Source organism: Geodermatophilus sp. SYSU D00766 (assembly GCF_054049915.1).
In genome coordinates this window covers 1-24,194 of the sequence record NZ_JBJGYI010000005.1, presented here as the reverse complement: position 1 = coordinate 24,194, position 24,194 = coordinate 1, and the positions used below count along the sequence as shown (strand labels likewise).

General features: G+C 77.3%; 30 protein-coding genes. 9 read left to right on the top strand and 21 right to left on the bottom strand.

All coding sequences use genetic code 11. The features are described from left to right. Nucleotides 1-49: 49 nt before the first annotated feature. Nucleotides 50-427 (bottom strand): hypothetical protein, encoded by a 378-nt coding sequence (locus ACI8AD_RS06240; RefSeq protein WP_456869660.1) that lies wholly within the window; start codon nt 425-427, stop codon nt 50-52. A gap of 135 nt (nt 428-562) precedes the next feature. Here ACI8AD_RS06240 and ACI8AD_RS06235 point away from each other — a divergent pair, with 135 nt between their 5' ends. Further along, the gene (locus ACI8AD_RS06235; protein ID WP_456869659.1) at nt 563-2,065 is read left to right on the top strand and encodes a phytoene desaturase family protein; all 1,503 of its coding nucleotides are present in this window, start codon (nt 563-565) and stop codon (nt 2,063-2,065) included. Between the two features lie 20 nt (nt 2,066-2,085). Beyond that, nucleotides 2,086-2,595 carry a DinB family protein gene (locus tag ACI8AD_RS06230; RefSeq protein ID WP_456869658.1) on the top strand — a complete coding sequence of 170 codons (510 nt, stop codon included), beginning with the start codon at nt 2,086-2,088 and terminating at the stop codon, nt 2,593-2,595. 7 nt (nt 2,596-2,602) lie between these two features. Here the strand turns inward: ACI8AD_RS06230 and ACI8AD_RS06225 are convergent, their stop codons facing one another. The 6 genes from ACI8AD_RS06225 to ACI8AD_RS06200 form a co-directional block, all read right to left on the bottom strand. Beyond that, a complete protein-coding gene (locus tag ACI8AD_RS06225; RefSeq protein WP_456869657.1) occupies nt 2,603-4,060 on the bottom strand; it encodes a hypothetical protein in 1,458 nt (485 codons plus the stop codon). Between the two features lie 9 nt (nt 4,061-4,069). Next, nucleotides 4,070-5,596, bottom strand: a complete 1,527-nt coding sequence (locus tag ACI8AD_RS06220) for a leucyl aminopeptidase family protein (RefSeq protein ID WP_456869656.1) — start codon at nt 5,594-5,596, stop codon at nt 4,070-4,072. 89 nt (nt 5,597-5,685) lie between these two features. Further along, nucleotides 5,686-5,853: a DUF3117 domain-containing protein gene (locus tag ACI8AD_RS06215; RefSeq protein ID WP_012947303.1), complete on the bottom strand. Its 168-nt coding sequence runs from the start codon at nt 5,851-5,853 to the stop codon at nt 5,686-5,688. Nucleotides 5,854-5,970: 117 nt separating this feature from the next. Beyond that, entirely contained in the window at nt 5,971-6,519 is a 549-nt protein-coding gene (locus ACI8AD_RS06210) for a DNA-3-methyladenine glycosylase I (protein ID WP_456869655.1), read from the bottom strand. A 29-nt stretch (nt 6,520-6,548) separates the two neighbouring features. After that, on the bottom strand, nt 6,549-7,721 hold the full coding sequence (locus ACI8AD_RS06205) for a DUF222 domain-containing protein (RefSeq protein WP_456869654.1): 1,173 nt from the start codon (nt 7,719-7,721) through the stop codon (nt 6,549-6,551). Between the two features lie 94 nt (nt 7,722-7,815). After that, nucleotides 7,816-8,706, bottom strand: coding sequence for a DMT family transporter (locus ACI8AD_RS06200; RefSeq protein WP_456869653.1), 891 nt, complete (start codon nt 8,704-8,706; stop codon nt 7,816-7,818). A 70-nt stretch (nt 8,707-8,776) separates the two neighbouring features. Here ACI8AD_RS06200 and ACI8AD_RS06195 point away from each other — a divergent pair, with 70 nt between their 5' ends. After that, entirely contained in the window at nt 8,777-9,112 is a 336-nt protein-coding gene (locus ACI8AD_RS06195; protein WP_456869652.1) for a hypothetical protein, read from the top strand. Nucleotides 9,113-9,133: 21 nt separating this feature from the next. Here the strand turns inward: ACI8AD_RS06195 and ACI8AD_RS06190 are convergent, their stop codons facing one another. Further along, nucleotides 9,134-9,949 (bottom strand): MerR family transcriptional regulator, encoded by an 816-nt coding sequence (locus ACI8AD_RS06190; RefSeq protein ID WP_456869651.1) that lies wholly within the window; start codon nt 9,947-9,949, stop codon nt 9,134-9,136. A gap of 108 nt (nt 9,950-10,057) precedes the next feature. Here ACI8AD_RS06190 and ACI8AD_RS06185 point away from each other — a divergent pair, with 108 nt between their 5' ends. Next, a complete protein-coding gene (locus tag ACI8AD_RS06185; RefSeq protein WP_456869650.1) occupies nt 10,058-10,531 on the top strand; it encodes a DUF2243 domain-containing protein in 474 nt (157 codons plus the stop codon). Continuing rightward, nucleotides 10,528-11,289, top strand: a complete 762-nt coding sequence (locus ACI8AD_RS06180) for a cytochrome c oxidase assembly protein (RefSeq protein WP_456869649.1) — start codon at nt 10,528-10,530, stop codon at nt 11,287-11,289. The genes ACI8AD_RS06185 and ACI8AD_RS06180 overlap by 4 nt, the downstream gene beginning before the upstream one ends. Here ACI8AD_RS06180 and ACI8AD_RS06175 read toward each other — a convergent pair. Genes ACI8AD_RS06175 through ACI8AD_RS06155 form a run of 5 tightly spaced genes read right to left on the bottom strand, consistent with a single transcriptional unit; the run spans nt 11,232 to nt 15,201 of the window. Beyond that, on the bottom strand, nt 11,232-11,744 hold the full coding sequence (locus ACI8AD_RS06175; RefSeq protein WP_456869648.1) for an SRPBCC family protein: 513 nt from the start codon (nt 11,742-11,744) through the stop codon (nt 11,232-11,234). The two genes, ACI8AD_RS06180 and ACI8AD_RS06175, sit on opposite strands and share 58 nt — an antisense overlap. Continuing rightward, entirely contained in the window at nt 11,737-12,150 is a 414-nt protein-coding gene (locus ACI8AD_RS06170; RefSeq protein ID WP_456869647.1) for a DivIVA domain-containing protein, read from the bottom strand. The genes ACI8AD_RS06175 and ACI8AD_RS06170 overlap by 8 nt, the downstream gene beginning before the upstream one ends. A gap of 8 nt (nt 12,151-12,158) precedes the next feature. After that, entirely contained in the window at nt 12,159-13,001 is an 843-nt protein-coding gene (locus tag ACI8AD_RS06165; protein WP_456869646.1) for an LOG family protein, read from the bottom strand. Next, complete coding sequence (gene dapE, locus ACI8AD_RS06160; RefSeq protein ID WP_456869645.1) at nt 12,998-14,104, bottom strand: succinyl-diaminopimelate desuccinylase; 1,107 nt, start codon at nt 14,102-14,104, stop codon at nt 12,998-13,000. The genes ACI8AD_RS06165 and dapE overlap by 4 nt, the downstream gene beginning before the upstream one ends. A gap of 11 nt (nt 14,105-14,115) precedes the next feature. Next, nucleotides 14,116-15,201: a LacI family DNA-binding transcriptional regulator gene (locus tag ACI8AD_RS06155; RefSeq protein ID WP_456869644.1), complete on the bottom strand. Its 1,086-nt coding sequence runs from the start codon at nt 15,199-15,201 to the stop codon at nt 14,116-14,118. Nucleotides 15,202-15,230: 29 nt separating this feature from the next. Here ACI8AD_RS06155 and ACI8AD_RS06150 point away from each other — a divergent pair, with 29 nt between their 5' ends. Further along, nucleotides 15,231-16,433, top strand: coding sequence for an MFS transporter (locus tag ACI8AD_RS06150; protein WP_456869643.1), 1,203 nt, complete (start codon nt 15,231-15,233; stop codon nt 16,431-16,433). Nucleotides 16,434-16,443: 10 nt separating this feature from the next. Beyond that, nucleotides 16,444-17,421 (top strand): 2,3,4,5-tetrahydropyridine-2,6-dicarboxylate N-succinyltransferase, encoded by a 978-nt coding sequence (dapD, locus tag ACI8AD_RS06145; protein ID WP_456869642.1) that lies wholly within the window; start codon nt 16,444-16,446, stop codon nt 17,419-17,421. A 69-nt stretch (nt 17,422-17,490) separates the two neighbouring features. Here the strand turns inward: dapD and ACI8AD_RS06140 are convergent, their stop codons facing one another. From ACI8AD_RS06140 to ACI8AD_RS06130, 3 genes are all read right to left on the bottom strand, one after another. After that, nucleotides 17,491-18,069, bottom strand: a complete 579-nt coding sequence (locus ACI8AD_RS06140; protein ID WP_456869641.1) for a class I SAM-dependent methyltransferase — start codon at nt 18,067-18,069, stop codon at nt 17,491-17,493. Nucleotides 18,070-18,091: 22 nt separating this feature from the next. Next, entirely contained in the window at nt 18,092-18,232 is a 141-nt protein-coding gene (locus ACI8AD_RS06135) for a hypothetical protein (protein ID WP_456869640.1), read from the bottom strand. A 71-nt stretch (nt 18,233-18,303) separates the two neighbouring features. Further along, entirely contained in the window at nt 18,304-19,404 is a 1,101-nt protein-coding gene (locus ACI8AD_RS06130) for an alpha/beta fold hydrolase (RefSeq protein WP_456869639.1), read from the bottom strand. A gap of 116 nt (nt 19,405-19,520) precedes the next feature. On the opposite strand from ACI8AD_RS06130, the gene ACI8AD_RS06125 reads away from it, so the two are divergent. After that, complete coding sequence (locus ACI8AD_RS06125; protein ID WP_456869638.1) at nt 19,521-20,177, top strand: hypothetical protein; 657 nt, start codon at nt 19,521-19,523, stop codon at nt 20,175-20,177. A 4-nt stretch (nt 20,178-20,181) separates the two neighbouring features. Here the strand turns inward: ACI8AD_RS06125 and ACI8AD_RS06120 are convergent, their stop codons facing one another. From ACI8AD_RS06120 to fdxA, 3 genes are all read right to left on the bottom strand, one after another. After that, on the bottom strand, nt 20,182-20,346 hold the full coding sequence (locus ACI8AD_RS06120; RefSeq protein ID WP_456869637.1) for a hypothetical protein: 165 nt from the start codon (nt 20,344-20,346) through the stop codon (nt 20,182-20,184). Between the two features lie 126 nt (nt 20,347-20,472). Next, nucleotides 20,473-21,567: a succinyldiaminopimelate transaminase gene (gene dapC, locus ACI8AD_RS06115; protein ID WP_456869636.1), complete on the bottom strand. Its 1,095-nt coding sequence runs from the start codon at nt 21,565-21,567 to the stop codon at nt 20,473-20,475. 20 nt (nt 21,568-21,587) lie between these two features. Then, a complete protein-coding gene (gene fdxA / locus ACI8AD_RS06110; RefSeq protein ID WP_089404596.1) occupies nt 21,588-21,914 on the bottom strand; it encodes a ferredoxin in 327 nt (108 codons plus the stop codon). 161 nt (nt 21,915-22,075) lie between these two features. Here fdxA and ACI8AD_RS06105 point away from each other — a divergent pair, with 161 nt between their 5' ends. Next, nucleotides 22,076-22,819, top strand: coding sequence for a GNAT family N-acetyltransferase (locus ACI8AD_RS06105; RefSeq protein WP_456869635.1), 744 nt, complete (start codon nt 22,076-22,078; stop codon nt 22,817-22,819). Here the strand turns inward: ACI8AD_RS06105 and ACI8AD_RS06100 are convergent. Together ACI8AD_RS06100 and mshB are read right to left on the bottom strand one after the other, a co-directional pair. Continuing rightward, entirely contained in the window at nt 22,792-23,193 is a 402-nt protein-coding gene (locus tag ACI8AD_RS06100) for a hypothetical protein (protein ID WP_456869634.1), read from the bottom strand. The two genes, ACI8AD_RS06105 and ACI8AD_RS06100, sit on opposite strands and share 28 nt — an antisense overlap. Continuing rightward, complete coding sequence (gene mshB, locus ACI8AD_RS06095; RefSeq protein WP_456869633.1) at nt 23,190-24,086, bottom strand: N-acetyl-1-D-myo-inositol-2-amino-2-deoxy-alpha-D-glucopyranoside deacetylase; 897 nt, start codon at nt 24,084-24,086, stop codon at nt 23,190-23,192. The genes ACI8AD_RS06100 and mshB overlap by 4 nt, the downstream gene beginning before the upstream one ends. Between the last annotated feature and the right edge of the window lie 108 nt (nt 24,087-24,194).

The following is a 24,194-nucleotide window of genomic DNA, read 5'->3' as shown; positions in this document are numbered from 1 at the left end:
CCGCCGAGGACGGTCAGCAGGTAGGCCAGGAACACGGCACGGACGGCGTTCACGAGCCCTCCACCAGGCAGTCGTAGCGGTCCTCGTCCGACGGCGCGCACCCGGCGGCGGCGACCCGCCAGCCCTCGGCGGTCTGGGTGAGGAACAGCGTGTCGTCGGTCAACCGGACCTGCGCCTCCGCGCCCCACACCTGGGCGGAGACGACCCCACCGCCGCCCAGCTCGAGGTCCTCGAGCGCCGTGGCGCAACCGGTGGGCTCCTCGTGCTCGAGGCTGGAGACCGCGGCCTCGGTGAGCAGCTCGCACCGGACGACGGAGTCGCCGGCGGCGAAGTCCCCGGCCACCTGTTCCACGGCGGGCAGGTGCACGTCGGAGCACCCGCTCAGCAGCAGGACGCCGAGTGCGGGCCACAGCGCTGTCGCACGCACGGATCGCCGCCTCCTCCCGTCCCCGGGGGTCGCGTCTGCTCGGCGTCCGGGTCCGATCCTGTTCCCCGGCCGCTGGTCCCGCCACTCCTGGTGATCACCCGATCGGGTCGTGGGATCGAGCACTACGGTGACGGCGTGGCGCGGGTGGTGGTCGTCGGTGCCGGGCTCGGCGGCCTGGCGGCGGCGGCCCGGCTGGCCGCGCTGGGCCACGGGGTCACGGTGCTGGAACAGGCCGACGACGTCGGCGGCAAGCTCGGCTGGTACGAGCGCGACGGGCACGCCTTCGACACCGGCCCGAGCCTGGTCACGCTGCCGCAGGTGCTGCGCGACCTGTTCGACGCCACCGGCGGGCCGCTGGAGGACGCCGTCGACCTGGTCCGGCTCGACCCCGCGGTGGACTACCGGTTCGCCGACGGCACCCGGCTGGCCGTCCCCGGGCACCTCGACGACGTCCCCGGCGCGCTGGACGACGCGCTCGGCGACGACGCCGGTGCGCAGTGGCGGGCGCTGCTCGACCGCGCCGAGGCGATGTGGGCGATCACCGAGCAGCCGTTCCTGCGGTCCCCGCTGCGCGGCGCGGCGACGCTGGCCCGGCTGGCCCGCGACCCCTCCGACGTCGGCACCGTGGCGCCGTGGCAGACGCTGCGCGGCCTGGGCGCCCGCCACCTGCGCGACCCGCGACTGCGGGTGCTGCTGGACCGCTACGCCACCTACTCCGGCTCCGACCCCCGCCGCGCCCCGGCGGTGCTGGCCACCGTGCCGTGGGTGGAGCAGGCCTTCGGCTCCTGGTACGTCCGCGGCGGGCTGCACCGGCTGGCCACCGCGGTGGCCGACCGCGCCCGCGAGCGCGGGGCGCAGGTGCACACCGGCACCCCGGTGCGGCGGGTGCTCAGCGACGGCGGCCGGGTCTCCGGGGTGGAGCTGGCCGACGGCGGGGAGGTCACCGCCGACGTCGTCGTCTCCGGCGCCGACGCCACCGCGCTCTACGCCGGGCTGCTGCCGCCGAGCCGCCGCACCCGCGCGGTGCGGCGCGGGCTGACGCGGGCCACGCCCTCCCTGTCGGGGTTCGTGCTGCTGCTGGCGCTGCGCGGGCGTACGCCGGGCCTGGCGCACCACACCGTCGCCTTCCCCGCCGACTACGACGCCGAGTTCGACGCCGTCTTCGGCACCGGCCGGCACCGGGGCGTCCCGTGCCCGGTGCCCGACCCGACGGTCTACGTCAGCGCGCCCGACGACCCCGCCACCCGGCCCGACGACGACAGCGAGTCGTGGTTCGTGCTGGTCAACGCACCGCGGCACGACCCCGACGCCGGCGTCGACTGGGACGCCCCCGGCCTGTCCGACCGCTACGCCGGCCGGGTGCTGGAGGTCATGGCCGCCCGCGGGCTGGACGTGCGCGACCGGGTGCGCTGGTGCGTGGCCCGCACCCCGGCCGACCTCGCCCGCGAGACCGGCGCCGTCGGCGGCTCGATCTACGGCACGTCGAGCAACGGCGCCCGCGCGGCGTTCCTGCGGCCGGGCAACGCCGCGCCGGTGCGGGGGCTCTACCTGGTCGGCGGCTCCTCCCACCCCGGCGGCGGGCTGCCGCTGGTGACCCTGTCGGCCGAGATCGTCGCGGGGCTGGTCGGGCCCGCCTGAGCGCGTGGGAGGGTCGACCGGTGCGCACCGAGCCGCCCGAGAACGGGTCCGAGGCCGTCCTGCTGACCGGCTACCTCGCCTACCAGCGCGAGACGCTGCTGCAGAAGACCGCGGGGCTGACCCGCGAGCAGCTCGGCCGGACCTCCCCGCCGTCGTCGCTCACCCTGGCGGGGCTGCTGTACCACCTGGCGCTGGTGGAGGAGAGCTGGGCGGTGGAGCGCTTCGCCGGGCAGCCGGTCCCCGAGCCGTGGTCCGGGGTCGACTGGGACGCCACGCCCGACTGGGAGTTCGACGAGGCGCTCGGCCTGGAGCCGGAGGCGCTGCGCGAGCGCTACCGGGAGGCGTGCCGGCGCACCGACGCGGTGGTCGCGGCCGCCGGGGACCTCGGCGCGCTGTCGGCGGTGCCCCGGCGCACCGGTGCCGCGTTCAGCCTGCGGTGGATGCTGCTGCACCTGCTGGAGGAGACCGCCCGGCACAACGGGCACGCCGACCTGCTGCGCGAGGCGGTCGACGGCGCCGTCGGCGAGTGAGCCCGGATCAGCCGCGGGCGGCGCCGACGCCGAGCACCGCGGCCAGCCCGAGCGCGCTGCGCGGGGCGTAGGCGGCCCGCCACAGCCCGCCGTGGACGGCGGCGTACGCCTCGTCCTGCCACGGGTGGTCGTGCCGCGGCCCGCCGCCGGTGTGCAGGTCGTGGACCAGCAGCGCGGCCATGAGCACGTTCGACGTCGCCGGCTCGAACACCTCGACGCCGAAGCGGTGCGCGCCGGCGTAGGCGGCCGCCAGCGCGCGGTTCTTCACCACCGAGCGGGTGCGGGTGGGCGGCGCGACGTTCAGCGACACGGTGGCGCCGGCCGCCCGGGCGACCGTGGCCCGCCACCGCTGCAGCCGCTTCGCCAGCGCGTAGTTCGGGCCCTGCTGCGGCACCAGCGCGTCGTGCAGCCCGGGGTCGGCGCCGGGCACGTACCCGCGCCGCAGCAATCGGCCGGCCGACAGCGTCCGCAGCGGCCGGCCCAGCAGCTTGCCGACCCGCGAGCGCCCCTCGTAGGCGCGCACCGACTGCGCGACGGCGTCGGCGGGGACGGCGAAGACGTCGGTGGGCGTGGCGAGGAAGGCCAGCGCCGCCTCGGGCCGGGCGGCCTGCACGCGCAGCGTCAGCGCGTCGACGGCGGCCGACACGCGGACGTTGGCGGCGCCGTCGGCGTAGACGTAGTTGCCGAGCACCGGCTCGCCGGGCAGCTCCGCGAGCCAGTCGGCGACGGCCGGCACCTCGTGCACCAGGTCGGCGCCGGCGGCGTCGGGCAGGTCGCCACCGGCGGTGGGCACCAGCAGCGTCCCGGCGCCGCGGCGGGCGGTGTCGAGGACCCGGCGCCACAGGTCGGGCCGGGGCAGGTCGACCGCGGCGACGGTGGCGCCCCAGCGCAGCAAGGCGGTGAGCGGCCCCATCTCCGCGCCCGCGCCGAGCACGGCCACGGTGCGGCCGGGCAGCGCCAGCCACTCGGGGTGCGCGGCGACCTCGCGCACCGCCGCGGCCGCCGTGGGCTCCAGCACGCCGCACTCCACCCAGGTGTCCAGCCGCCGGGACAGGTCGTCGCCGCCGAGCCGGCGGCCGTGGAAGGGCAGCGTGAACGCGCGCTCGGGCTCGCCCTGCCCGGTGACCTCGGTGGTGCGCAGCGCCCGGCCGGCCGGTGCGGTGAGCAGCCGGTCCAGCGGCTGCTCACTCCCCTCCTCCGCGACCCGCAGCCGGCCATGGACGGCGTCGAGCCCGGCACCGGCGACGGTGCGGGCCGCCTCCGGGGAGGCGAGCCCGGCCTCGACCAGCCGGCGGAAGTGGGTGAGGTAGCCGGCCCGCCAGTTGGTCTCCTGCTCGGCCGCGCGGGCGCCGACCGGGTCGACCGGGCGCAGCGCGTCGGCCACCACCGCCCGGCCGACCGCCGCGGTGCTGCGCCGCCCGTCGGGGCCGGCCGGGAAGACGACGCCGGTGTCGTCGGTGCTCATCGGGCTCCCTCAGTCGGTGGTGGCCGGCGCGGGGTCGAGCGGTGCCCCGGCCTCCAGCCAGCGCAGCAGCGTGCGCGCGCCGAACCCGGTGCCGCCCTTGACGACCTCGGCGTCGTCGGACGCGGCGCGGGCGGGACCGGCGACGTCGAGGTGGGCCCAGGGCAGGTCCCCGGCGAAGGGCCGCAGGAACAGCGCGGCCGTGGTGCCGCCGGGGTTGCCGGGGGCGTTGTTCGCGTCGGCGACGTCGCTGTGCAGCAGTTCGGCGTACTCCTCGGCCAGCGGCATCCGCCACACCTGCTCGCCGGCGTGCAGCGCGGCGGTGCCCAGCGCGCCGGCCAGCCCGTCGGTGGTGGCGTAGAGGCCGGCGGTGCGGGTGCCGAGTGCGACCTTCATGGCGCCGGTGAGCGTGGCGACGTCGACGAGCACGGTGGCGCCCAGCGACAGCCGCGCGTGGGCGAGGCCGTCGGCGAGCACCATGCGGCCCTCGGCGTCGGTGTTCTGCACCTCGGTGGTGCGCCCGCCGACGTGCCGCACGACGTCGGCCGGGCGGTAGGACGACCCGGAGACGGCGTTCTCCGCGGCGGGGACGACGGCGGTCACCCCGACGGGCAGCCCGAGGCGCGCGGCGGCGTCGAGCGCGGCGAGGACGGCGGCACCCCCGGCCATGTCGGTCTTCATCTCGCGCATGCCCGCGTTGGGTTTGATCGAGATGCCGCCGGTGTCGAACGTGATGCCCTTGCCGACCAGCACGGGGTGCGCCGGGCCGGCACCGGGCGGCGCGTAGGAGGCGACGACCACCCGCGGCGGGGAGGCCGAGCCGCCGCCGACGGCCAGGACGCCGCCGAAGCCTCCGGCGGCGAGTTCCTCGGGGCCGAGCACGGTGAGAGTGACGTGCGGCAGGCCGGCGAGGCGCTCGACGGCCTGGTCGGCCAGCCAGGCGGGGTCCTTGGTGTTGCTGGGCGTGTTGACCAGGTCGCGGGCCCAGGCGACGGCGGAGCCGGTGACCTCGCCCGCGCGGGCGGCGGCGGCCACGGCGGGGTCGGCCGCGTCGGCGGCGACCAGGGCGACGGTGGCCAGCCGCGGCGGGTGCGGCGTCGACGTGTCGCGGAAGCGGTAGCCGCCGAGCAGCGCGGCCTCGACGGCGGCGCGCACCTCGTCGGCACCGGCCGGGGCGAGGGCGGTGTCGAGGGGCAGCACCAGCCGGGTGGCGCCGTGCTCGGCGAGGGTCTGCGCACGGCGGACGGCGGTGGCGACGTAGCCGCGCACGTGCGGGAGGGTGCCGTCGCCGATCCCGACGGCGACGACGCTGCGGGGACGGCGGCCGGCGACCGGCAGGTTCGTGACGGTGCCGGGACGGCCGGTGTTGCCGGTGTCGGCCAGCGCACCGGCCAGCAGCCGGACCGGGACCGCCGGGAGGGTGCCGAACGCCGGCGAGGCCAGCCAGGGCGGCAGCGTGGCGCCCGTGCCGACCGGGACGGCCAGGACGTCGTCCTCGCCGAGCCGGGGCAGGGAGGTCAGCAGGTCGACCCGCGGCAAGGGTGCGGCCCCGGTCGCCGGCGTGCTGCCGGCGGCCGGGGCCGCGTCGTCCTGCGCGGGGCTGCCCGAGGGCAGGCTCGCGGAGGCGTTCAGCTGGTCGCGCCCTTCAGGGCCTCGGAGAGCGCTGCGGCCTCGTCGGGCGACAGCTCGACGACCAGGCGGCCACCACCCTCGAGCGGCACCCGCATGACCAGGCCGCGCCCCTCCTTGGTGACCTCCAGGGGACCTTCACCCGTGCGCGGCTTCATGGCCGCCATGCGTGCCTCCTTCGCCGGCCACCCGCCGCCCTCTGCGGCTGCGGTGTGGCTGTTCCTCGGTGCTGAGCTCTCGGCACATGATCCCGTATCCCTGCCGCGGGACCAACAGGAGCCCCTTCAGGGGGTCGCCCGGAAGCAGGTCGCCACGTGGTCGTCGACCATGCCGGTGGCCTGCATGAGCGCGTAGGCGGTGGTCGGGCCGACGAACACGAAACCGCGCCGCTTGAGCTCCTTCGCCATCGCCGTGGACTCCGGGCTGGTGGCCGGGACGTCGGCCAGCGTGGCCGGGCGGGGCCGCGGCGCGGTGGGCGCGAAGGACCACAGCAGGTCCGACAGGCCCTCCGGCACCCGCTGCGCGGCGCGGGCGTTGCGGACCGCGGCGGTGATCTTGGCGCGGTTGCGGACGATGCCGGCGTCGGCCATCAGCCGCTCCTCGTCGTCGGGGGTGAACTCGGCGACCGCGTCGATGGAGAAGCCGGCGAACGCCGCCCGGAAGGCCGGACGCTTGCGCAGGATGGTGATCCAGGACAGGCCGGACTGGAACGCCTCGAGGGTGAGCCGCTCGAACAGCGCGTCGTCGCCGCGCAGCGGGAAGCCCCACTCCTCGTCGTGGTAGCGCTGGTACTCCGGCGAGCTGTCCCCCCACCCGCAGCGCACCCTGTCCACCCCGCCGACGCTAGCGCCGCCCGCCGACGTCATGCCGCGGGGACCAGCGGTGTCGGGGTGCTGATCTGCGACCCGTCGGGTCGCCAGGTGCGCCATCGGCCGTCGGGTTGGCGTTCGACGCGGAAGCCGTGGTGGACCTGGGTGTGGTGCCGCTCGCACAGCAGTGCGCTGTTGTCCAGGCTGGTCTCGCCGCCGTCGATCCAGTGCACCAGGTGGTGCACGTCGGCCCAGTGACTCGGCGCATCACAGCCGGTGAAGACGCAGCCGCCGTCGCGCAGCTCGACCGCCCGGCGCAGCTGCCGGCTGACCAGCCGCTGACTCCGCCCCAGGTCGAGGGGGACGCCGTCGGGGCCGAACACCACCCGGCTGATCGCGCCGTCGCAGGCCAGCCAGCGGGCGCGGGCGGCGGAGATCACCGCCCCGAACCCCATGGTGCCCGCGCCGGGGCCGGTGGCCGGGTCGGCAAGGTCGTCGAGGTCCACCCGCACGGCCACGTGCGGCTTCACGGTCCGCAGGACGGGGAGGCTCCCCGACGCCAGCGCGGTGTCGGCCAGCTGCACCAGCGCGTCACCCTGCCGCTGCGCTCTCGTGCGCTCGTCCCCGGCGGGCCGGTCGCGCTGCACGAACGGCTCCAGCGCCGCCTGGAACTTCTCCCCGCCGACGGCGTCCAGGTGCCCGCGGAACGACAGGCTGCCGTCACCGTGCTTCGACAGCGTGAGCGACCGGCCCTCGGTGGGGTCGGGTTCGGGACCGTCGGGGTCCAGCGCGTTCTCGTAGCTCTTGACCAGCGCCACCAGCGCGGCGTGCTCCTGCTCGACGGCCACCCCGGTGAGCACCCCGTCGACCTCGGCCAGATCGACCCCGGCGGCGGCGAACGCCGCCCGCCGGCGCGGGGTGACGATCCGGGCGGCCTCGGCGACCTGCTCGGCGCTCACCCAGCCGGCGTCGTGGGCCTCGGCGAGGGTCGGAAGGTGCTCCAGCGCCCGCCCGACGGTCACCAGCCGGGCGGCCGCGGCGTCGGTGAGCCGGCAGTGCCCCCGCAGCCACGAGCTCATGGACTTCAACCCGTCGCGCTCCGGGGCCTGGACCAGCTCCGCCGCCCGCACCCGCCGGGCCAATGCCGCGTCGATGCGGTTGCGCTCGGCCACCAGCGCGGCGGCGTCGTCGAGCACATCACCGTCCCGCCACTCACTCGAACACATGATCGAAGAATATCCGAACGGAGGCCCTCTCGCGACCCGTATCCGCAGGTCAAAAGTCTGTCCACAGATCCACGGACGGCCTTGAGGGACGCACTCAGGGCACCGGGGACTCCACCGGGACCGGCGCCGGGGCGTTGCGCCGCGTGGCGAGCACGCAGCCCACGAGGACCAGCGGCAGCCCCACCGCCAGACCCAGGGTGAACGGCTCGTCGAGCAGCAGCACCCCGGCGACGACGGCGACCGCCGGGTTGACGAACGTGATCACCAGCGCCCGCTGCGGGCCGGCCTCGCGGATAAGCGAGAAGAACAGCACCAGTGCCAGCGCCGTGCAGACGACGCCCAGCGCCGCCAGTGACCCGAGCGCCTCGGGCGACGCCGTCGTCAGCTCGCCGAGCCGGGGCAGCGCGAACGGCGCGTAGACCACCGCGGTGACCACCAGCGCGACCGCGCTGACCGTCACCCCGGAGAGGTCGCCCAGCGCGCGGCTGGCCACCAGCGGTGCCGTCCCGTACCCGATGACGACGAGGACGACGGCCAGCACCGGCAGCAGCGCGATGCCCTCGACGTCGAACCCGAGCAGCGCGGCGATGCCGAGGACGCCGAGCCCCATGCCCGCCAGCCGGACCGGGGTCAGCCGCTCCTCGTCGCCGAGCAACCGAGCGGCCAGCGCGGCGACGAACGGCACCGACGCCACCAGCAGCCCGGTCAGCGAGCTCGACAGCGTCACCTCGGCGTAGGACAGCAGCAGCCACGGCGCGGTCATCTCCAGCACGGTGAACAGGAGCAGCGCCCGCCAGTGCCGCAGCGCCGACCGGACCTGCCCGCGCGCCAGCACCCAGGGCAGCAGCAGCGCCGCCCCGACGGCGCACCGAGCGAAGACGAGGACGACCGGCGACACCTCGTCGACGGCGACCTTGATCAGCAGGTACGGCACGCCCCAGATGACCGACATCGCCAGGAACAGCACCCACCCGCGACGACTCACCGCGACATCCTCACCGATGCGGCGGACGTTCCCGTTGCCATCCCCGCCGACCGGCGCTGGACTCGGTGCCGTGGACCCCGGTCAGCGCTTCGACCTCCTGGTGGAGGCCCTCGCCACCCGCCCCGGTGTCGGCCCGCCGGGCGCGGGCGGGCGGACCGGCTTCGGCTCGGCCGCGCTCACCGTCGACGGGTCGATCTTCGCGATGGTCGTCGGCGGCGCGCTGGTGTTCAAGCTGCCGCGGCACCGCGTCGAGGGCCTGGTGGCGGCCGGCACGGGGCTGCCGTTCGCGGCGGCGAACGGCACCCCGATGCGGGAGTGGGTCGCCCTCGACCACGGCACGCCGGAGTCCGACCTGGCCGTGGCCGAGGAGGCCATGGCGTTCGTGGCCTCGCGCCGGCGCACCTAGGGAGGCGCCCCCGGACGGGGGTCAGGTCACCGGCCAGGCCACCTCCACGTGCGGCTCGTCGGGGCCCACGTCGCGGGCGGACAGGTAGACCTCCGCCGGGCTGCCCGCGCGCTCCAGGCCCCGCGCGTCCACCCAGGCACCGACGGCGTCGTAGGCCCGCAGGATGCCGGGGAACTCCGCCTGCCCGCGGGACAGGCAGGTGACCGCCTCCCGCCCGGCCGGCTGCAGCCGGATCCGCAGGTCACCGGCCGGCTCGACCCGGCCGGTGAACGGGCGCACCACCTCCACCGGGCCGTCGCCGTCCTCGGTGACCATGCCGTGGTAGACCACCCGCAGCGGGCCGGCGGGCACCGCGCCCGACCGCGCCAGGTGCGCGTCGATCTCCTCCCCCGCCCCGGTGATGAAGCCCTCGAGCTCGTCCACGGTCAGCCGCCGCTCGGCGGTCAGCACCGGTTGCTCGGCCACCTCGCGCAGGTACACCTCGTGCACGTCGTCCTCCTCCTCGTCGTCCGGTCCCACGGTCAGGGCGGACACCCACGTCCGGCGCTGCCGGAGGTCCTCCTCCACGCCGTCCCACCACCGCGCCACCGCCGCCCGCCGGGCCGCCGGCTCCAGGTCGACGACGTCCCGGACCCGCGCCAGCGGCATGCCGGCGCGGCGCAGGGCGGCGATGAGGCGCGCCCGGTCGACCTGGCCGGCCGCGTAGCCGCGGTGGCCGGTCCAGGGGTCGACGGCGTCGGGCACCAGCAGCCCCTGCTCGGCGTAGAGCCGCAGCGCCTTGGCCGACAGCCGGGTGCGGCGCAGGAACTCCCCGGGCCGCAGCAGGTCTCCGCTCACGGACCCGAGCCTGCGGCATGCCCCAGGGGCCGGGTCCAGCCGGAGCTCCCGGTTTCCCGCCGGGACCGGGCGGGCAGCGCGGGGGCACCTGCGACGACGGGAGGCCCCGTGGCCGACGCACTCCCCCGCCCCCCGGCCCGCCGGCGGCTGCTGGTGTCCGGCCTGCTGCTGGGGCTGGGCACCGCCGGCGCGGTCGACGAGATCGTCTTCCACCAGCTGCTGCACTGGCACCACTTCTACGACCGGGCCAGCGGCGCGGCCGGCCTGGTCTCCGACGGCGTGCTGCACGCCGGCACGTTCTCCGCCGCGGTCGCCGGCATGGCGCTGCTGGCCGACGCCCGCCGCCGCGGCCCGTTCCTGCCGGCGCTGTGGTGGGGCGCGGTGCTCACCGGCGCCGGCGCGTTCCAGGTGTGGGACGGCGTGGTCCACCACAAGCTGCTGCGCCTGCACCAGGTCCGCTACGGCGTCGACCCGACCGGCTACGACGTCGGCTGGATCGTCCCCGGGGCCCTCCTGCTCGGAGCCGGGCTGGTCCTGCTGCTGCGCCGCCGGGCCCGGCCCGCGCCCGCGCCCGCGCGATGACCGTCACGGTCCTGCTGCTGGCGGCCGCCTACGTCGCCGCCACCTGGCGCTGCCGCAGCCCCTGGCCGCTGGCCCGCACGGCGGCCTGGCTGGCCGGCGTGGCGACCGCCGCCGTCGCCGTCGCCGGGCCGCTGGCGGCGCACGGCGACCTGCGCGCGCACATGGCCGGGCACCTGCTGCTGGGCATGGTGGCGCCCCTGCTCCTGGTGCTCGGCGCCCCGGTCACGCTGGCGCTGCGGGCGCTGCCGGTACCGGCCGCCCGCCGGGTGAGCCGACTGCTGCGCACCGCCCCGCTGCGGTGGCTCGCCGACCCGCTCGTCGCCGTCCCGCTCCACGCCGCGGGGCTGTGGGTGCTCTACGGCACCGGCCTGCACGCCGCCGTCGGGCACGCACCGGGGTGGTCGGCGCTCGTCAGCGCCCACCTGCTGGTCAGCGGGTACCTCGCCACCGCCGCCGTGCTCGCCGTCGACCCCGCACCGCACCGCCGCGGCGTGGGCGTCCGGGCCGGGGCGCTGGCCGCCGGCGCCGCGGCGCACGACGTGCTCGCCAAGGTGCTCTACGCCCACCCGCCGGCCGGCGTCACCGGCGCCGAGGAGGGCGCGCGGCTGATGTACGACGGCGGCACGGTGGTCACCCTGGTCACCGCGGCGGTGCTGTGGCGCCGCTGGTACACCGGCCGCGAGGCGGTGCGGGCCGCGGCTCAGCCCGCGCCGGCGGCGTCCGGGGCGGCGTCGGTGGCGGCACCGGAGGCGGCGTAGCGGGCGAAGCGGCGCAGCGAGAGCCGGAACCCGAGGACGACGAAGGGCTTCACCAGTGGCCAGCCCAGCCGCCCGAGGACCCCGAACGGCAGGTACAGCCGCTCGGTCCACACCAGGTCCGTGCCGTGCGGAGCGGGCGCGAGGTCGAAGATCCCGGGGCCGCGCACGATCCGGCCGGTGTGCTGGACGACCACGTGGCGCGGGGGGTCCCACTCGGTGACGACCATCGTGTCGAGGACGCCCAGGTGCCGGACGGCGCCGTGCCGGCCGCGCCGCCACGGCAGCGGGACGCCGGTGCGCGCGGCCAGCCGCACGCCGATGCCCTCCTCGTGCGCGGTGACCACCTCGACGTCGGTGGCCGGCATCCAGCGGCCCTGGGCCGGCCAGTCGGTGAGCACCGCCCACACCCGCTCCGGCGGGGCCGCCACCGCGACCGGCAGCACCAGCTCAGGCACCGTTGCGCACCTCCTCGTCCACGGACGGTCCTTCGTCGCCGGGCCCGCCGCCGGATGCGCCGTCGGCCGGCGACGGGAGGCCGGGGTCGGTGTCGGCGTCGGCGGCCCGCGCCGGCCGGCGGTCGCGGAGTGCGGCGATCACCTCGTCGCGCTCCTCGAGCGCCTGGGCGAGCTGCTCGAGCAGCCAGTCCACCTCGCTCATCCGGTAGCCGCGCACCGCCACCGACACCTGCAGCGCCCGCACGTCGGCGCCGGTCACCGGGCGGTCGTCGGGCAGCTCGACCGGCGAGCGGTCCAGCTCGGCCGGCGGCTGGGTCTCCCCGCGCCCCAGCAGCAGCGAGCCGCCGAGGAACAGCAGCGCCCCGACGACGGCGACCGCGGCGACCCCGACGAGGGCGGACAGCACCGGCGCCCTCAGCCCTCGACCGGCTCGACCGGCGGGCTCAGCGGGGCGCGCATCCCGCCGCCGCCGTCCCCTCCCGCGCGGGCGGTCTCCGCGTCCCGGATGCGCGAGAGCACCTCGTCGACGTCGTCGGTGACGGTGAACAGGTCGAGGTCGCGGGCGCTGATGGTGCCCGACTCCAGCAGGCTGCCGCGGATCCAGTCGACCAGCCCGCCCCAGTACTCCGTGCCGAAGAGCACCACCGGGAACCGGGTGACCTTGCGGGTCTGGACCAGCGTGAGCGCCTCGAACAGCTCGTCGAGCGTGCCGAAGCCGCCGGGGAGGATGACGAAGGCCTGCGCGTACTTCACGAACATCGTCTTGCGGACGAAGAAGTAGCGGAAGCTGATGCCGACGTCGACCCACTCGTTGAGCTCCTGCTCGAACGGCAGCTCGATGCCCAGCCCCACCGACAGCCCACCGGCCTCCGACGCGCCGCGGTTGGCCGCCTCCATGGCGCCGGGCCCGCCGCCGGTGATGACGGCGTAGCCGGCCTGCGCCAGGGCCGCGCCGATGCGCACGCCGGCGGCGTAGTGCGGGTGGTCGGGCTTCGTGCGGGCGCTGCCGAACACGCTGACCGCCCGCGGCAGCTCGGCGAGCAGGCCGAAGCCCTCGACGAACTCGCTCTGGATGCGTAGCACCCGCCACGGGTCGGTGTGCACCCAGTCGGTCGGCCCGCGCCGGTCGAGCAGCCGCTGGTCGGTCGTCGTCCCGACCGTCTGGGGGTCCGGCTCGCCGCCGCGCAGCAGGACCGGCCCGCGGTGGCGGGTCGGCCGGGGCCGGCGCGCGCCGTCGGGCGGAGGGGTGGTCGTCATGCGCTGTCTCCGGACAGGTAGGCGGTCAGGGCGTCCTCGGCCGGCTGCAGCCGCTCGACCAGGACGGACTCCTCGCGGGTGTGCGCGAGCTGCGGATCGCCGGGGCCGTAGTTCACCGCCGGGATGCCCAGCGCGGCGAACCGGGCGACGTCGGTCCAGCCGAGCTTGGCCCGCGCGGGGCGGCCGACGGCGGCGACGAAGGCCGCGGCCGCGGGCTCGGTGAGCCCGGGCGGGGCGCCGCCGGCGTTGTCGGTGACGGTCAGCGTGACCCCGGCGGCCAGCGCGTCGGCGAACACCTCGCGCACGTGCGCCTCGGCGGCGTCCTCGTCCCGGTCGGGCGCGTAGCGGAAGTTGACGGTGACCCGGCACAGGTCGGGGACGACGTTGCCGGCGACCCCGCCCTCGACGCGGACGGCGTTGAGGCCCTCGCGGTAGGTGCAGCCGTCGATCTCCACCTCGCGCGCCTCGTAGGCGGCCAGCGTGGCGAGGACGCCCGCGGCGCCGTGGATGGCGTTGACGCCCAGCCAGCTGCGCGCCGAGTGGGCCCGGTGGCCGCGGACCTCGAGCTCGGCGCGCAGCGTGCCCTGGCAGCCGGCCTCGATCTCGCCGTCGGTGGGCTCGAGCAGAACGGCGAGGTCGCCGTAGAGCCAGCCGCGCCGCTCGCGGACCACCCGGCCCAGCCCGCTCTTGACCGACTCGACCTCCTCGTTGTCGTAGAAGACGAACGTGAGGTCGTGCGCGGGCTGCGCGCCGGGGACGCCGAAGCGGCCGGCCAGCCGCAGCACGACCGCGTCGCCGGACTTCATGTCGCTGGTGCCACAGCCGAACAGCCGGCCGTCCTCGAGCCGGCTGGGCACGTTGTCGGCGATCGGGACGGTGTCGAGGTGCCCGGCCAGCACGATGCGGGTGTCGCGGCCGAGCGTGGTGCGGGCGAGCACGGTGTCGCCGACCCGCTCGACCTCCAGGCCGCCCAGCGCCCGCAGCGCGGCCTCGACGGCGTCGGCCAGCGCGCGCTCGTCCCCGGACACCGAGGGGGTGTCGACCAGCGCGCGGGTGAGGGTCAGCACGTCGGCGGAGAGGTCGAGGTCGGGCCGGCTGGTCACGGTGCCCGAGCCTACGGCCGGGGAGCCCCGGACCGCGGCACGGCGCCGGGCGGAGCGCTCGAGCCCCGCACGACCACCTCGGTCGGCAGGGTCGCCGGCTCCGGGTCCTCGCTGGCCAGCAGCGCCAGCAGCTGCTCGCCGGCCAGGAGCCCCTTGTCGCGCAGCGGCTGGCGCACGGTGGTCAGCCCGGCGCGTGCGGCGGCCGGGGTGTCGTCGAAGCCGGTCACCGTCAGGTCGCCGGGCACGGCCAGCCCGGCGTCCGCGGCCGCCTGGACGACGCCCAGCGCCAGCTCGTCGCTCATCGCCAGCACCGCCGTCGGCCGGCCGGGGAGGAGCCCGGGCAGGGCGCGGACGCCGTCGGCGTGCGTGTTGTGCGGGCACTCGTGCACTGGCACGCCGGCCCAGTCGAGCCCGGCCGCCTCGACCGCGGCGCGGTACCCCGCCAGCCGCTGGCGGGTGACGGTGAACGTGGCGTGCTCCTGGCGGTCGGCGTCGGCCGGCCCCTCACCCCCGTCCGCCGCCAGCTCGAAGGCGACCACCGCCAGCCGCCGGTGGCCCAGGCCCAGCACGTGCTCGGCGACCGCCCGGGCGCCGGCGGCGTCGTCGACCCGGACCCCGGGGACGCCGGGCAGGTCGGGCTGGTCGACGGTCACCAGCGGCAGCCCGCGCTCGCGGACGGCGGCCAGCGCGGGGTCGCCGTCGGGCAGGGAGTAGGCGACGACGGCGTCCACGACGGCCGAGCGCACCGCCTCCGGTGGCGGCCCGCCGCCGGTGCGGGCGCCGGGCAGGACGAGCAGCGCGAGGCCCTCGTCCTCGACCGCCTCGGCCAGCCCGTCGAGGAAGACCGCGGCGGCGGGGTCGCTGAACGCGTAGCCGAGCCGGTCGCCGAGCAGCACGCCCAGCGAGCCGGACCGGCCGCGGCGCAGCGCGCTGCCCGCCGGGCTCGGCCCGGGGTAGCCGATCCGGGCCGCGGTGGCCAGCACCCGCTCCCGCACCTCGGCGCTGAGCTGGTCGGGCCGGTTGTAGGCGTTCGAGGCCGTCGAGCGGCTGACCCCGGCGGCGGCCGCGAGGTCGCGCAGGGTCGGTCGTCGTGGCACGGCGGCAGGCTACGGCCTACGCTGGCGCCATGGTTCTGGATCGATCCAGAGAGCAGGTCGCCGGCGCCCGCGCGGCCGTCTCCGCCGTCTTCTTCCTCAACGGCGTCGTGTTCGCCAACTGGGTCACCCGGATCCCCGCGGTGAGCGACCGCACCGGCGCGACACCCGGCGCGCTCGGCCTGGCGCTGCTGTGCATCGCCGTCGGCTCGATCCTCGCCATGTCCCTGGCCGGGCGGGCGGTCGACCGCTACGGGTCGGCCCGGGTCACCGTGGTCACCGGCCTGGCGACGGCGGCCGCGGTCACCCTGCCGGGGCAGGTCACCGACGTCGTCGCGCTCGGGGCGGTGCTGTTCGTCTACGGCGCCGTCTTCGGCGTCCTCGACGTCGCGATGAACGTCGGCGCCGTCCAGGTCGTGCGCAGCTCGGGGCGCCCGCTGATGCCCTCGTTCCACGCCGCGTTCAGCCTCGGCGGGCTGGCCGGCGCCGGCACCGGGGCCCTCGCCGCCGGGGCCGGGATCTCACCGGCGGTGCACCTGGGCCTGGTCGGCGCGGTGGCCGCCGCCGGCGTCGTTGCCGTGGCCTCCCGGCTGCCGGCCGACGAGCCCGAGGAGCGCCCGGAGGGGTCCGCCGGCGGCAGCGCCTGGCGGCACCGCGGGATCTGGGTCTTCGGCCTGATCGCGCTCTTCGCCGCCTTCAGCGAGGGCGCCATGGCCGACTGGACGGCGCTGTTCCTCCGCGACGAGGCCGGCGCCGGCGACGGCGTGGCCGCGCTGGGCTACGCCGCCTTCGCGCTGAGCATGACCGTGGCCCGCCTGGCCGGGGAGTGGCTGCTCGCGCGGGTCGGGCGGGCCCGCGCGCTGGCCGGCTCGGGGGTCCTGGCCACCGCCGGCGTGCTGCTCGCGGTCGGGGCGGCCAGCCCCACGGCGGCGCTGGTCGGCTTCGGCCTGACCGGGCTGGGCCTGGCCACCGCGTTCCCGGTCGCGATGCAGGGTGGCGCCGAGGTGGTCCCCGGCGGCCGCGGGGTGTCGGCGGTGTCGGTGATCGGCTACGCGGGGTTCCTCGCCGGGCCGCCGCTGATCGGCCTGCTCGCCGAGGTCGTCACGCTGCGGTGGGCGCTGGCCAGCGTGGCGGTGCTCAGCCTGCTCGGCGCCGTCGTCGGCGCCCGGGCCCCGCGGCCCCCGGTCGCGGCGGGGGACACGGCGGCCCGGCAGCCGGCGGAGTGCGCTCGGTAGCGTCGGGCGCGTGACCGCTCCCGCCCGCTCCGCCGTCGCCGCCGGTCTCGCGACCGTCACCACCTCCGGCACCGTCCTCGACACCTGGTACCCCGCGCCCGCGCTGGGCGGCGAGGGGCCGTCGGGCACGCAGCAGCTGGGCACCCTGGAGCTGGAGGGCGAGCTCGGCCCGGAGTTCTCGGGGCTGGTGCGCACCGACGACGCCCGCGGCGTGCAGGTGGTCGGCGTCCGGACCACCATCGCCGACCTCACCGCCCCGCCGGCCGACACCCACGACGTCTACCTGCGGCTGCACCTGCTCTCGCACCGGCTGGTCCGGCCGCACGAGGTCAACACCGACGGCGTCTTCGGGCTGCTGGCCAACGTCGCCTGGACCAGCGCCGGGCCAGTGCTGGCCACCGAGCTCACCCCGGCCCGCCGCGCGCTGCTGCGGGCCGCCCACGGCAGCCTCACCGTGCTGGCGGTGGACAAGTTCCCGCGGATGGTCGACTACGTCCTCCCGCCGGGCGTGCGGGTCGCCGACGCCGACCGGGTCCGGCTGGGCGCGCACCTGGCCGAGGGGACGACGGTCATGCACGAGGGCTTCGTCAACTACAACGCCGGCACGCTGGGCCCGTCGATGGTCGAGGGGCGGATCAGCGCGGGCGTCGTCGTCGGCGCCGACAGCGACGTCGGCGGGGGCGCGTCGATCATGGGGACGCTGTCCGGGGGCGGCAAGGAGGTCGTGTCCATCGGCCGCGGCTGCCTGCTCGGCGCCAACGCCGGCATCGGCATCTCCCTGGGCGACGACTGCGTCGTCGAGGCCGGCTGCTACGTCACCGCCGGCTCGCGGGTGACCCTGCCCGACGGCTCGGTGGTCAAGGCCCGCGAACTCTCCGGCCGTGACGGCCTGCTGTTCCGCCGCAACAGCGTCACCGGCGCGCTCGAGGCGCTGCCCCGCACGGGCACCTGGGGCGAGCTCAACGCGGCGCTGCACGCCAACGACTGACTCGGCAAAGGAAGCTTCCCCCACGTCCGGACCCCCCGGACGTGGGGAGAGCTTCCTATGCCTGGTGGGTCAGGCCCGGCCGAGGGTGACGCGGACGTCCTGGTCGAAGCCGAAGCGCCCGTCGTCGTGGCGGCAGCGCCGCACGCGCCGGTAGGCCTCCGCCCGGACGGCGTCGCGCTCGCCCTCGGGCACCAGCTCCCAGAAGCCCCGCTGCCCGACCGACCACGACCAGGTGTGCCAGTGGTCCTCGTCGGTGAAGCGCACCGGCACGGTCAGGTGGGTCGTGCGCGGGTCCGCGAAGCCGGCGCCGCGCAGCAGGTCCTCGACGCCGGCGTCGGAGGCGAAGGGCCCGCTGGCGCCGCTCGTGCGCGCGTCCCGCAGCTGCCGCGGCAGGTACGGGGCGAAGACCGCGTCGACGTCGCGCCACGCCTCGTCGTGGGGACCGAACGTCGTCACCCCGACCCGGCCGCCGTCGACGAGCAGCGCCCGCCACGCCCGCATCGCCGCCGCGGGGTCGGGCAGGAAGAACAGCACCAGCGACGAGGCGACGACGTCGTAGGGGCCGCCTCCGGGGTCCTCGGCGTCGGCGATCCGCACGTCGGCCGGGACCCCGGTCGCCTCGGCCGCCGCCCGCGCCCGCTCGACCACCCCGGCGCCAGGTCCACACTCGTCACCGACCCGGTCGGGCCCACCCGCGCCGGGGGTCGAGCTCGGTGACCAGCCGCTCGGCGATCGGGCCGAACACCTCGACACCCACGGCGTCGTACGTCGGCGCCGCCCGGTCGAAGACCCCGGCGACGCGCTCCCGCATCCCGTCCCTGCGCCCTCCCGCGGGGATCGTCCCCCCGGGACCCGCGCGGGTGGGGCGTCCGCGTCCCCGCCTCAGGCGAGGTCGGCGGGCGCCGTCGCGTCGAGGTGCTCGAGCAGCGCGACGGCGAACTCGTGTGGCCGCTCGACGTGCGGCGAGTGCCCGACGCCGGGCAGCACGACCTCCCGGTAGGCGCCGCCCGCGGCCGCGTACCGGTCCAGCACCGCGCGAGTCTGGGTGACCATCGGCTGCGGCGGGCAGACCTCCGCGCCGGGCCAGCCGGGCACCGCGCCCAGCTGCCCGAGGAACGCCAGGTCGAACGCCGAGGTGTCGGAGACGATCGCGTCGGCGTCGCCGCGCACCCACAGCACCGGCGGCCGGACCGGCGAGTCGACGATCCCGGAGACGTCGAAGACCGTCGGCGCCATCGTGTTGAGCACCCCGCGGCGTCCCGGCGCCGTCCCGGGCCACGTGTCGCTGGCGACCGCGTCGCCCGGGTAGTGGTCCTCACCGGTGCGGGTGGACAGCATCGCGGCGACGAACACGTCCTCGAGGGCCTTGTCCAGCGGCAGTGAGCCCGGCGCCACGTAGAACGCGCGCAGGATCGACCGGGGGCTGGTCGGCGCGGCGTCGGAGCGATCGCCGGCGGCCAGCGCCGCCACGAACTCCGGGTTGGCCGCTCCCCCGCCCGAGCCCGCGCCGTCGGCACCGAGCCGGCGGCCCTCCGGCCCGGCGGTCCCGCCGAAGCCGAACGGCGACACCGGCGCGACCAGCGTCACCGAGGCCACCCGCGACGGCGCGTCGAGCAGGTGCTGCAGGACGACGCCGGCGCCCATGCTCCAGCCGACCAGGTGCACCCGGTCCAGGCCCAGCGCGTCCACGAGCGCGGCCAGGTCGTCGGACCAGTCGCGCACGCCGCGGCCGGCGTCGATCGGCAGCGGGTCGGTGTCGCCGTAGCCGCGGAGGTCGACGGCGAGCGCGCGGTGCCGGCCGGTCTCGTGCAGCGTCCGCAGCGTCGGCTGCCAGAACAGCGCCGAGCTCACGTTGCCGTGCACGAACAGCACCGCCTCGCCCGGCCCGGCGGGGTCGGTGCCCTCCGGGTGCAGCACGTTCTGCACCAGGCGCGCGGTGGGGACCCGGGAGGCGGTGACCCCGGGGAGCAGGACGTCGGCCATGGCGGTACTCCTCGAGGTGTCGGGCGGCGGGCACACGCTAGCGGGCCCGCCGGGGCGCCTCGCCGGTCCGCGGACCTCCGGTCACCCGTCCGGGGGCCGACCTAGAGTCGACGGCGATGACCAGCGCACGGACCGGCACGCGCCCCGCCGCCCGCCGACCCGCGGCGAAGCGGACCCCGGCGCGGAACCCGGCGCGGCGCCCCGCGGGCAAGGGGACCCCGGCCCGGCGGCGGCGGTCGGCCGGCCCGTGGGCGCTGCGCCACTGGTGGCCGGCGATGGTCCTGGGGATCGCGATGGTCCTGGCCCTCGCCTGGCGGGCCGACGGCTCGCAGGACCCGGTGCCGACCGGGCTGTGCACCGTGCCGTCGACCTCGGTGACCCTCTCGGCGGAGCAGTGGGCCAACGCGCAGACCATCGCCGACGTCGCCCGTGAACGGGGGCTGCCCGAGCGGGCCACCGTCATCGCGCTGGCGACGGCGATGCAGGAGTCGACGCTGCGCAACCTCGACCACGGCGACCGCGACTCCCTCGGCCTGTTCCAGCAGCGGCCGTCGCAGGGCTGGGGGACGCCGGCACAGGTGCAGGACCCGGCCTACGCCGCGGGGAGGTTCTACGACGGCCTGGTGCAGGTCCCCGGCTGGGAGACGATGCGCCTGACCGACGCCGCGCAGTGGGTCCAGCGCTCCGGGTTCCCGGAGGCCTACCAGAAGCACCAGGACCTGGCGGTCGCCCTGACCGCGGCGCTCGCCCGTGCGGAGGGTCCCTGCGGCTGACCGGTCAGGACACCCGGTTGCGGCCCTTGCCGTGGAGCTCGGGCCGGTCGAAGGTGACCGGCACCCCGGCGGCGCCGGCGAGGCTGCGGCCGCGGTGCAGGCGCGCCTCGAGGGCGACGAGCGCGACGAGGGCGAGGACGGGGACGAGCAGGAAGACGACGAGGGTCACGGCGGGCCTCCGCGGTGGGGCCGGGCGGGCTGCCCGGCGGCTGGGACCACCGTGGCCCGAGGGGCTTGCGACCCTCTGGCGGCCGACCGGCGCCCACTTGCGGGCCACTAGTGGGGCCCGCGGCCGCTACGCGGTCAGGCGGGCGACGGCGGCGTCGATGCGCTCGTCGCTGGCGGTCAGCGCCATCCGCACGTGCCGGGCCCCGGCCGGGCCGTAGAAGGAACCGGGCGCCGGGACGATGCCCAGGCCCGCCAGCCAGTCGACCGTCGTCCAGCAGTCCTCGTCGCGGGTGACCCACAGGTAGAGGCCGGCCTCGGAGTGGTCGATCCGGGCGCCGGTGGCGCGGACCGCCGCGGCCAGCCGCTCCCGGCGGCGGCGGTACCGCTCGCGCTGGGCGTCGACGTGGGCGTCGTCGTCGAGGGCGGCGGTCATGGCCGCCTGCACCGGGCCCGGCACCAGCAGGCCGAGGTGGCGGCGCACCTCCCAGATCCGCCGGACCAGCAGCGGGTCCCCGGAGAGCAGCCCGGCGCGGTAGCCGGCCGCCGTCGACTGCTTGGACAGCGAGTGCACCGCGAGCAGGCCGGTGTGGTCCTCACCGGCGACGGCGGGGTGCAGCAGCGAGCGCGGCTGCACGTCCCAGCCGAGGGTGGCGTAGCACTCGTCGGCGACCACCGGCACGCCGTGCGCCCGGCCCCACGCCGCCCAGGCGCGCAGCTCGTCGTCGGACAGCACCCGGCCGTGCGGGTTCCCCGGGGAGTTCAGCCACACCAGGACGATCCCGGCGGCGTCGTCGGGCGGGGTGTCGGTGCGGCGCACCGCCAGCCCGGCCAGGACCGCGCCGACCTCGTAGGTCGGGTAGGCGACCTCCGGGATGACCATCGTGCCCTCGTGCAGCCCGAGCAGGGTGGGCAGCAGCGCCACGAGCTCCTTGGAGCCGATCGTGGGCACCACCGACGGGTCGGCGCCGAGCGGGTCGGCCAGGGTCACCCCGAGGCGGCGCTGCAGCCACCCGGCCGCGGCGGTGCGCAGCTCCCGGGTGCCCAGGGCCATGGGGTAGCCCGGGGAGTCCCCCGCCGCGGCCAGCGCGGTGCGCAGGAGGTCGGGGGTGGGGTCGACCGGCGTCCCGATGGACAGGTCGACCAGCCCGCCCGGGTGCTGCGCCGCCCGGGCGCGGGCGGCCTCGAGGCTGTCCCAGGGGAAGTCGGGCAGCCGGCCGGCCACCCGCCCCGCCGCCGTGGTGGTCAGTGTCCCTCGCCCTGCGGCGGCAGGGCCGCCACCAGCGGGTGGTCCTTCCCGACCCGGCCGGTCTTGGCCGCGCCGCCGGGGCTGCCCAGGTCGGAGAAGAACTCCACGTTGGCGTTGTAGAAGTCCTTCCACTTGTCGGGGACGTCGTCCTCGTAGTAGATGGCCTCCACCGGGCAGACGGGCTCGCAGGCACCGCAGTCGACGCACTCGTCGGGGTGGATGTAGAGCATCCGGTCGCCCTCGTAGATGCAGTCCACCGGACACTCGTCGATGCACGCCTTGTCGAGGACGTCGACGCAGGCCTGGGTGATCACGTAGGTCACGGTGGGTCCTCCCGGGGGACGTGCGGGCAGCGCCCCGGCTCGCGGCCGGGCTCGCGCGTGTCGCCCGTCAGTATGGCCCCGTACCGCGGCCCCGGGCGCGACGGGTCGGGCGGTGCGACCCGGTCGGAGGACCCCCGCGGGAACCGCGCAGGATCGCCGGCATGGGACAGAACCGCTCGCCGCTGGGGGTCGCCGAGCTCGAGCGCGTCGCGGCCCGCGGCTGGCGCGCGCCGGAGGAGGAGGCGCTGGGCGGGTGGCTGCTGCGCGCGGCCGGCGGGTTCACCGGCCGCGCCAACACCGCGCTGGTCACCGGCGACCCCGGGCGGCCGCTGGAGGAGGCGACGGACGCCGTCGGCGCCTGGTACCGCGCCCGCGGGCTGCGGCCGGGTGTGCAGCTGCCGGGCGTGGCGTCGCGCCCCGTCGACGCCGCCCTGGCCGCCGCCGGGTGGGAGCGCGGCGAGGACGTCCTCGTGCTGACCGCGCCGCTGGTCCCGGGCACCGCCGACGGCGTGCCGGTGGAGCTGGCGCCCGCCCCGGACGACGCCTGGCTGGCCGCCTACCGCGACGCGCCCCCGGTCGCCCGCGCGGTGCTCACCAACGCCTCGGAGGTCGTCTTCGCGGCGGTGCGCCCCGACCCGGGTGCCGGGCCGGTCGCCGTCGCCCGCGGGGTGGTGACCGACGACTGGCTGGGCGTCGGCGCGCTGACCGTGGCCGGGGAGCACCGCCGTCGCGGGCTGGCCACCACCCTCATGGGCGCGCTCACCCGGTGGGGCGCCGAGCGCGGGGCGCGCTGGGTGTACCTGCAGGTGGCGGTGTCGAACGCGCCGGCGCGGGCGCTGTACCGCCGCACGGGGTACGTCGAGCACCACCGCTACCACTACCGCTGGGCGCCCGAGGACACCTGAGGGCGGGGGGTGGCCAGCACCCGGCCGACGGCGAGGGCGGCCCCCACCACGCCCAGGCCGAGGAAGGCGAGCGTGACGGTGCCCAGCCCGCCGGTGCCGACGGCGACCAGGTCGCCCTCGGGGCGGCGGGACGTGGCGGCCAGCGCGATGACCAGCCAGGTCACCGCCGGGAGGACGGCGACGACGCGCGAGCCGGTGAGCCGGTGGGTGAGCGTGACCAGCAGGGGGTTGCCGACGAGGGCGGCGAGGACCGACAGCGGCACCAGGACCCCGCCGACCCGCAGCGGCAGCCAGAACACCTGGACCAGCGCGAGCCACCCCGAGACGGCCACCGCCGCGACCGCCGCGGCGGCCAGCCTGGCGGCCCGCGTCATCCGGACAGGCCGGCGAACAGGTCGTCCTCCCAGCCGTTCGACGCGTCCCCGGCCGGCCCGCGCCGCCCGCGGACGAGCCGGTAGTACTCGACGCCGAGCACCTCCTGGCCGAGGTTGTTCGACAGCGCGAAGAACGGCCCGTCGACGGTGATCTGGGTGGCGTGCGCGCGCATGGCCGCGTCCTTGGCGCCGGCGTGGGCCCGGCCGTCGACGGCGGCGGTGACCTGCTCGTCGGGGACGGCGAAGGGAATGTCGTCGACGTCGCCGAGCCGGTCGAACGGCGACTCCTCCCCCAGCGCCGCCATCGCCTCGGCGCCCTGCTGCAGCACCGAGCGCGGCACGCAGCACCAGTAGACCTTGGCGACGTCCCACGCCTCCCCGAGGTCGGGGCGGTAGCCGGGGTCGGCGGCGGCCTCGACGGCGGCCATCGCGACCCGGTGGGCCTGGATGTGGTCGGGGTGGCCGTAGCCGCCGTTCTCGTCGTAGGTGACGACGACCTGCGGCCGGACCTCCCGGACGACGGCGACCGCGGAGGCCACGGCCTCGTCGAGGTCGGCGTTCCAGAACGCCCGCGGGCGGGCGTTGGCCGGCGTCCCGATCATCCCGGAGTCCCGGTAGCGGCCGGGCCCGCCGAGGAAGCGCCAGTCGGTGACGCCCAGCGCGTCCATGGCCGCCCGCAGCTCGCCGATGCGGTACCCGCCGAGCTGGTCGGCGTGCTCGGGGCCGAGCAGCTCGAGCTCGGGGACGAGGACCTCGCCCTCCTCGCCCAGCGTGCAGGTGAGCAGCGTGACCCGGGCGCCCTCGGCGACGTAGCGGGCCATGGTGGCGCCGTTGTTGATCGTCTCGTCGTCGGGGTGGGCGTGCACGAGCAGCAGGCGTCGGTCGGCGGTCACGAGGGGACATTCTCCCCCGGGCGCCGGGACGGGCGGTGGGACGGCCCGGGCGGCGTCCTCCCGCACCGCCGGGCGTCCTCCCTCACCGCAGACCGTGAGGGAGGACGC

What these genes read in the sequence shown, in the direction of transcription:
- ACI8AD_RS06225 (WP_456869657.1), bottom strand. Translation starts at nt 4,060, where the DNA reads ATGAGCACCGACGACACCGGCGTCGTCTTCCCGGCCGGCCCCGACGGG.
- ACI8AD_RS06215 (WP_012947303.1), bottom strand. Translation starts at nt 5,853, where the DNA reads ATGGCGGCCATGAAGCCGCGCACGGGTGAAGGTCCCCTGGAGGTCACC.
- ACI8AD_RS06205 (WP_456869654.1), bottom strand. Translation starts at nt 7,721, where the DNA reads ATGTGTTCGAGTGAGTGGCGGGACGGTGATGTGCTCGACGACGCCGCC.
- ACI8AD_RS06180 (WP_456869649.1), top strand. Translation starts at nt 10,528, where the DNA reads ATGACCGTCACGGTCCTGCTGCTGGCGGCCGCCTACGTCGCCGCCACC.
- ACI8AD_RS06165 (WP_456869646.1), bottom strand. Translation starts at nt 13,001, where the DNA reads ATGACGACCACCCCTCCGCCCGACGGCGCGCGCCGGCCCCGGCCGACC.
- ACI8AD_RS06150 (WP_456869643.1), top strand. Translation starts at nt 15,231, where the DNA reads ATGGTTCTGGATCGATCCAGAGAGCAGGTCGCCGGCGCCCGCGCGGCC.
- ACI8AD_RS06135 (WP_456869640.1), bottom strand. Translation starts at nt 18,232, where the DNA reads ATGCGGGAGCGCGTCGCCGGGGTCTTCGACCGGGCGGCGCCGACGTAC.
- ACI8AD_RS06130 (WP_456869639.1), bottom strand. Translation starts at nt 19,404, where the DNA reads ATGGCCGACGTCCTGCTCCCCGGGGTCACCGCCTCCCGGGTCCCCACC.
- ACI8AD_RS06125 (WP_456869638.1), top strand. Translation starts at nt 19,521, where the DNA reads ATGACCAGCGCACGGACCGGCACGCGCCCCGCCGCCCGCCGACCCGCG.
- ACI8AD_RS06105 (WP_456869635.1), top strand. Translation starts at nt 22,076, where the DNA reads ATGGGACAGAACCGCTCGCCGCTGGGGGTCGCCGAGCTCGAGCGCGTC.
- ACI8AD_RS06100 (WP_456869634.1), bottom strand. Translation starts at nt 23,193, where the DNA reads ATGACGCGGGCCGCCAGGCTGGCCGCCGCGGCGGTCGCGGCGGTGGCC.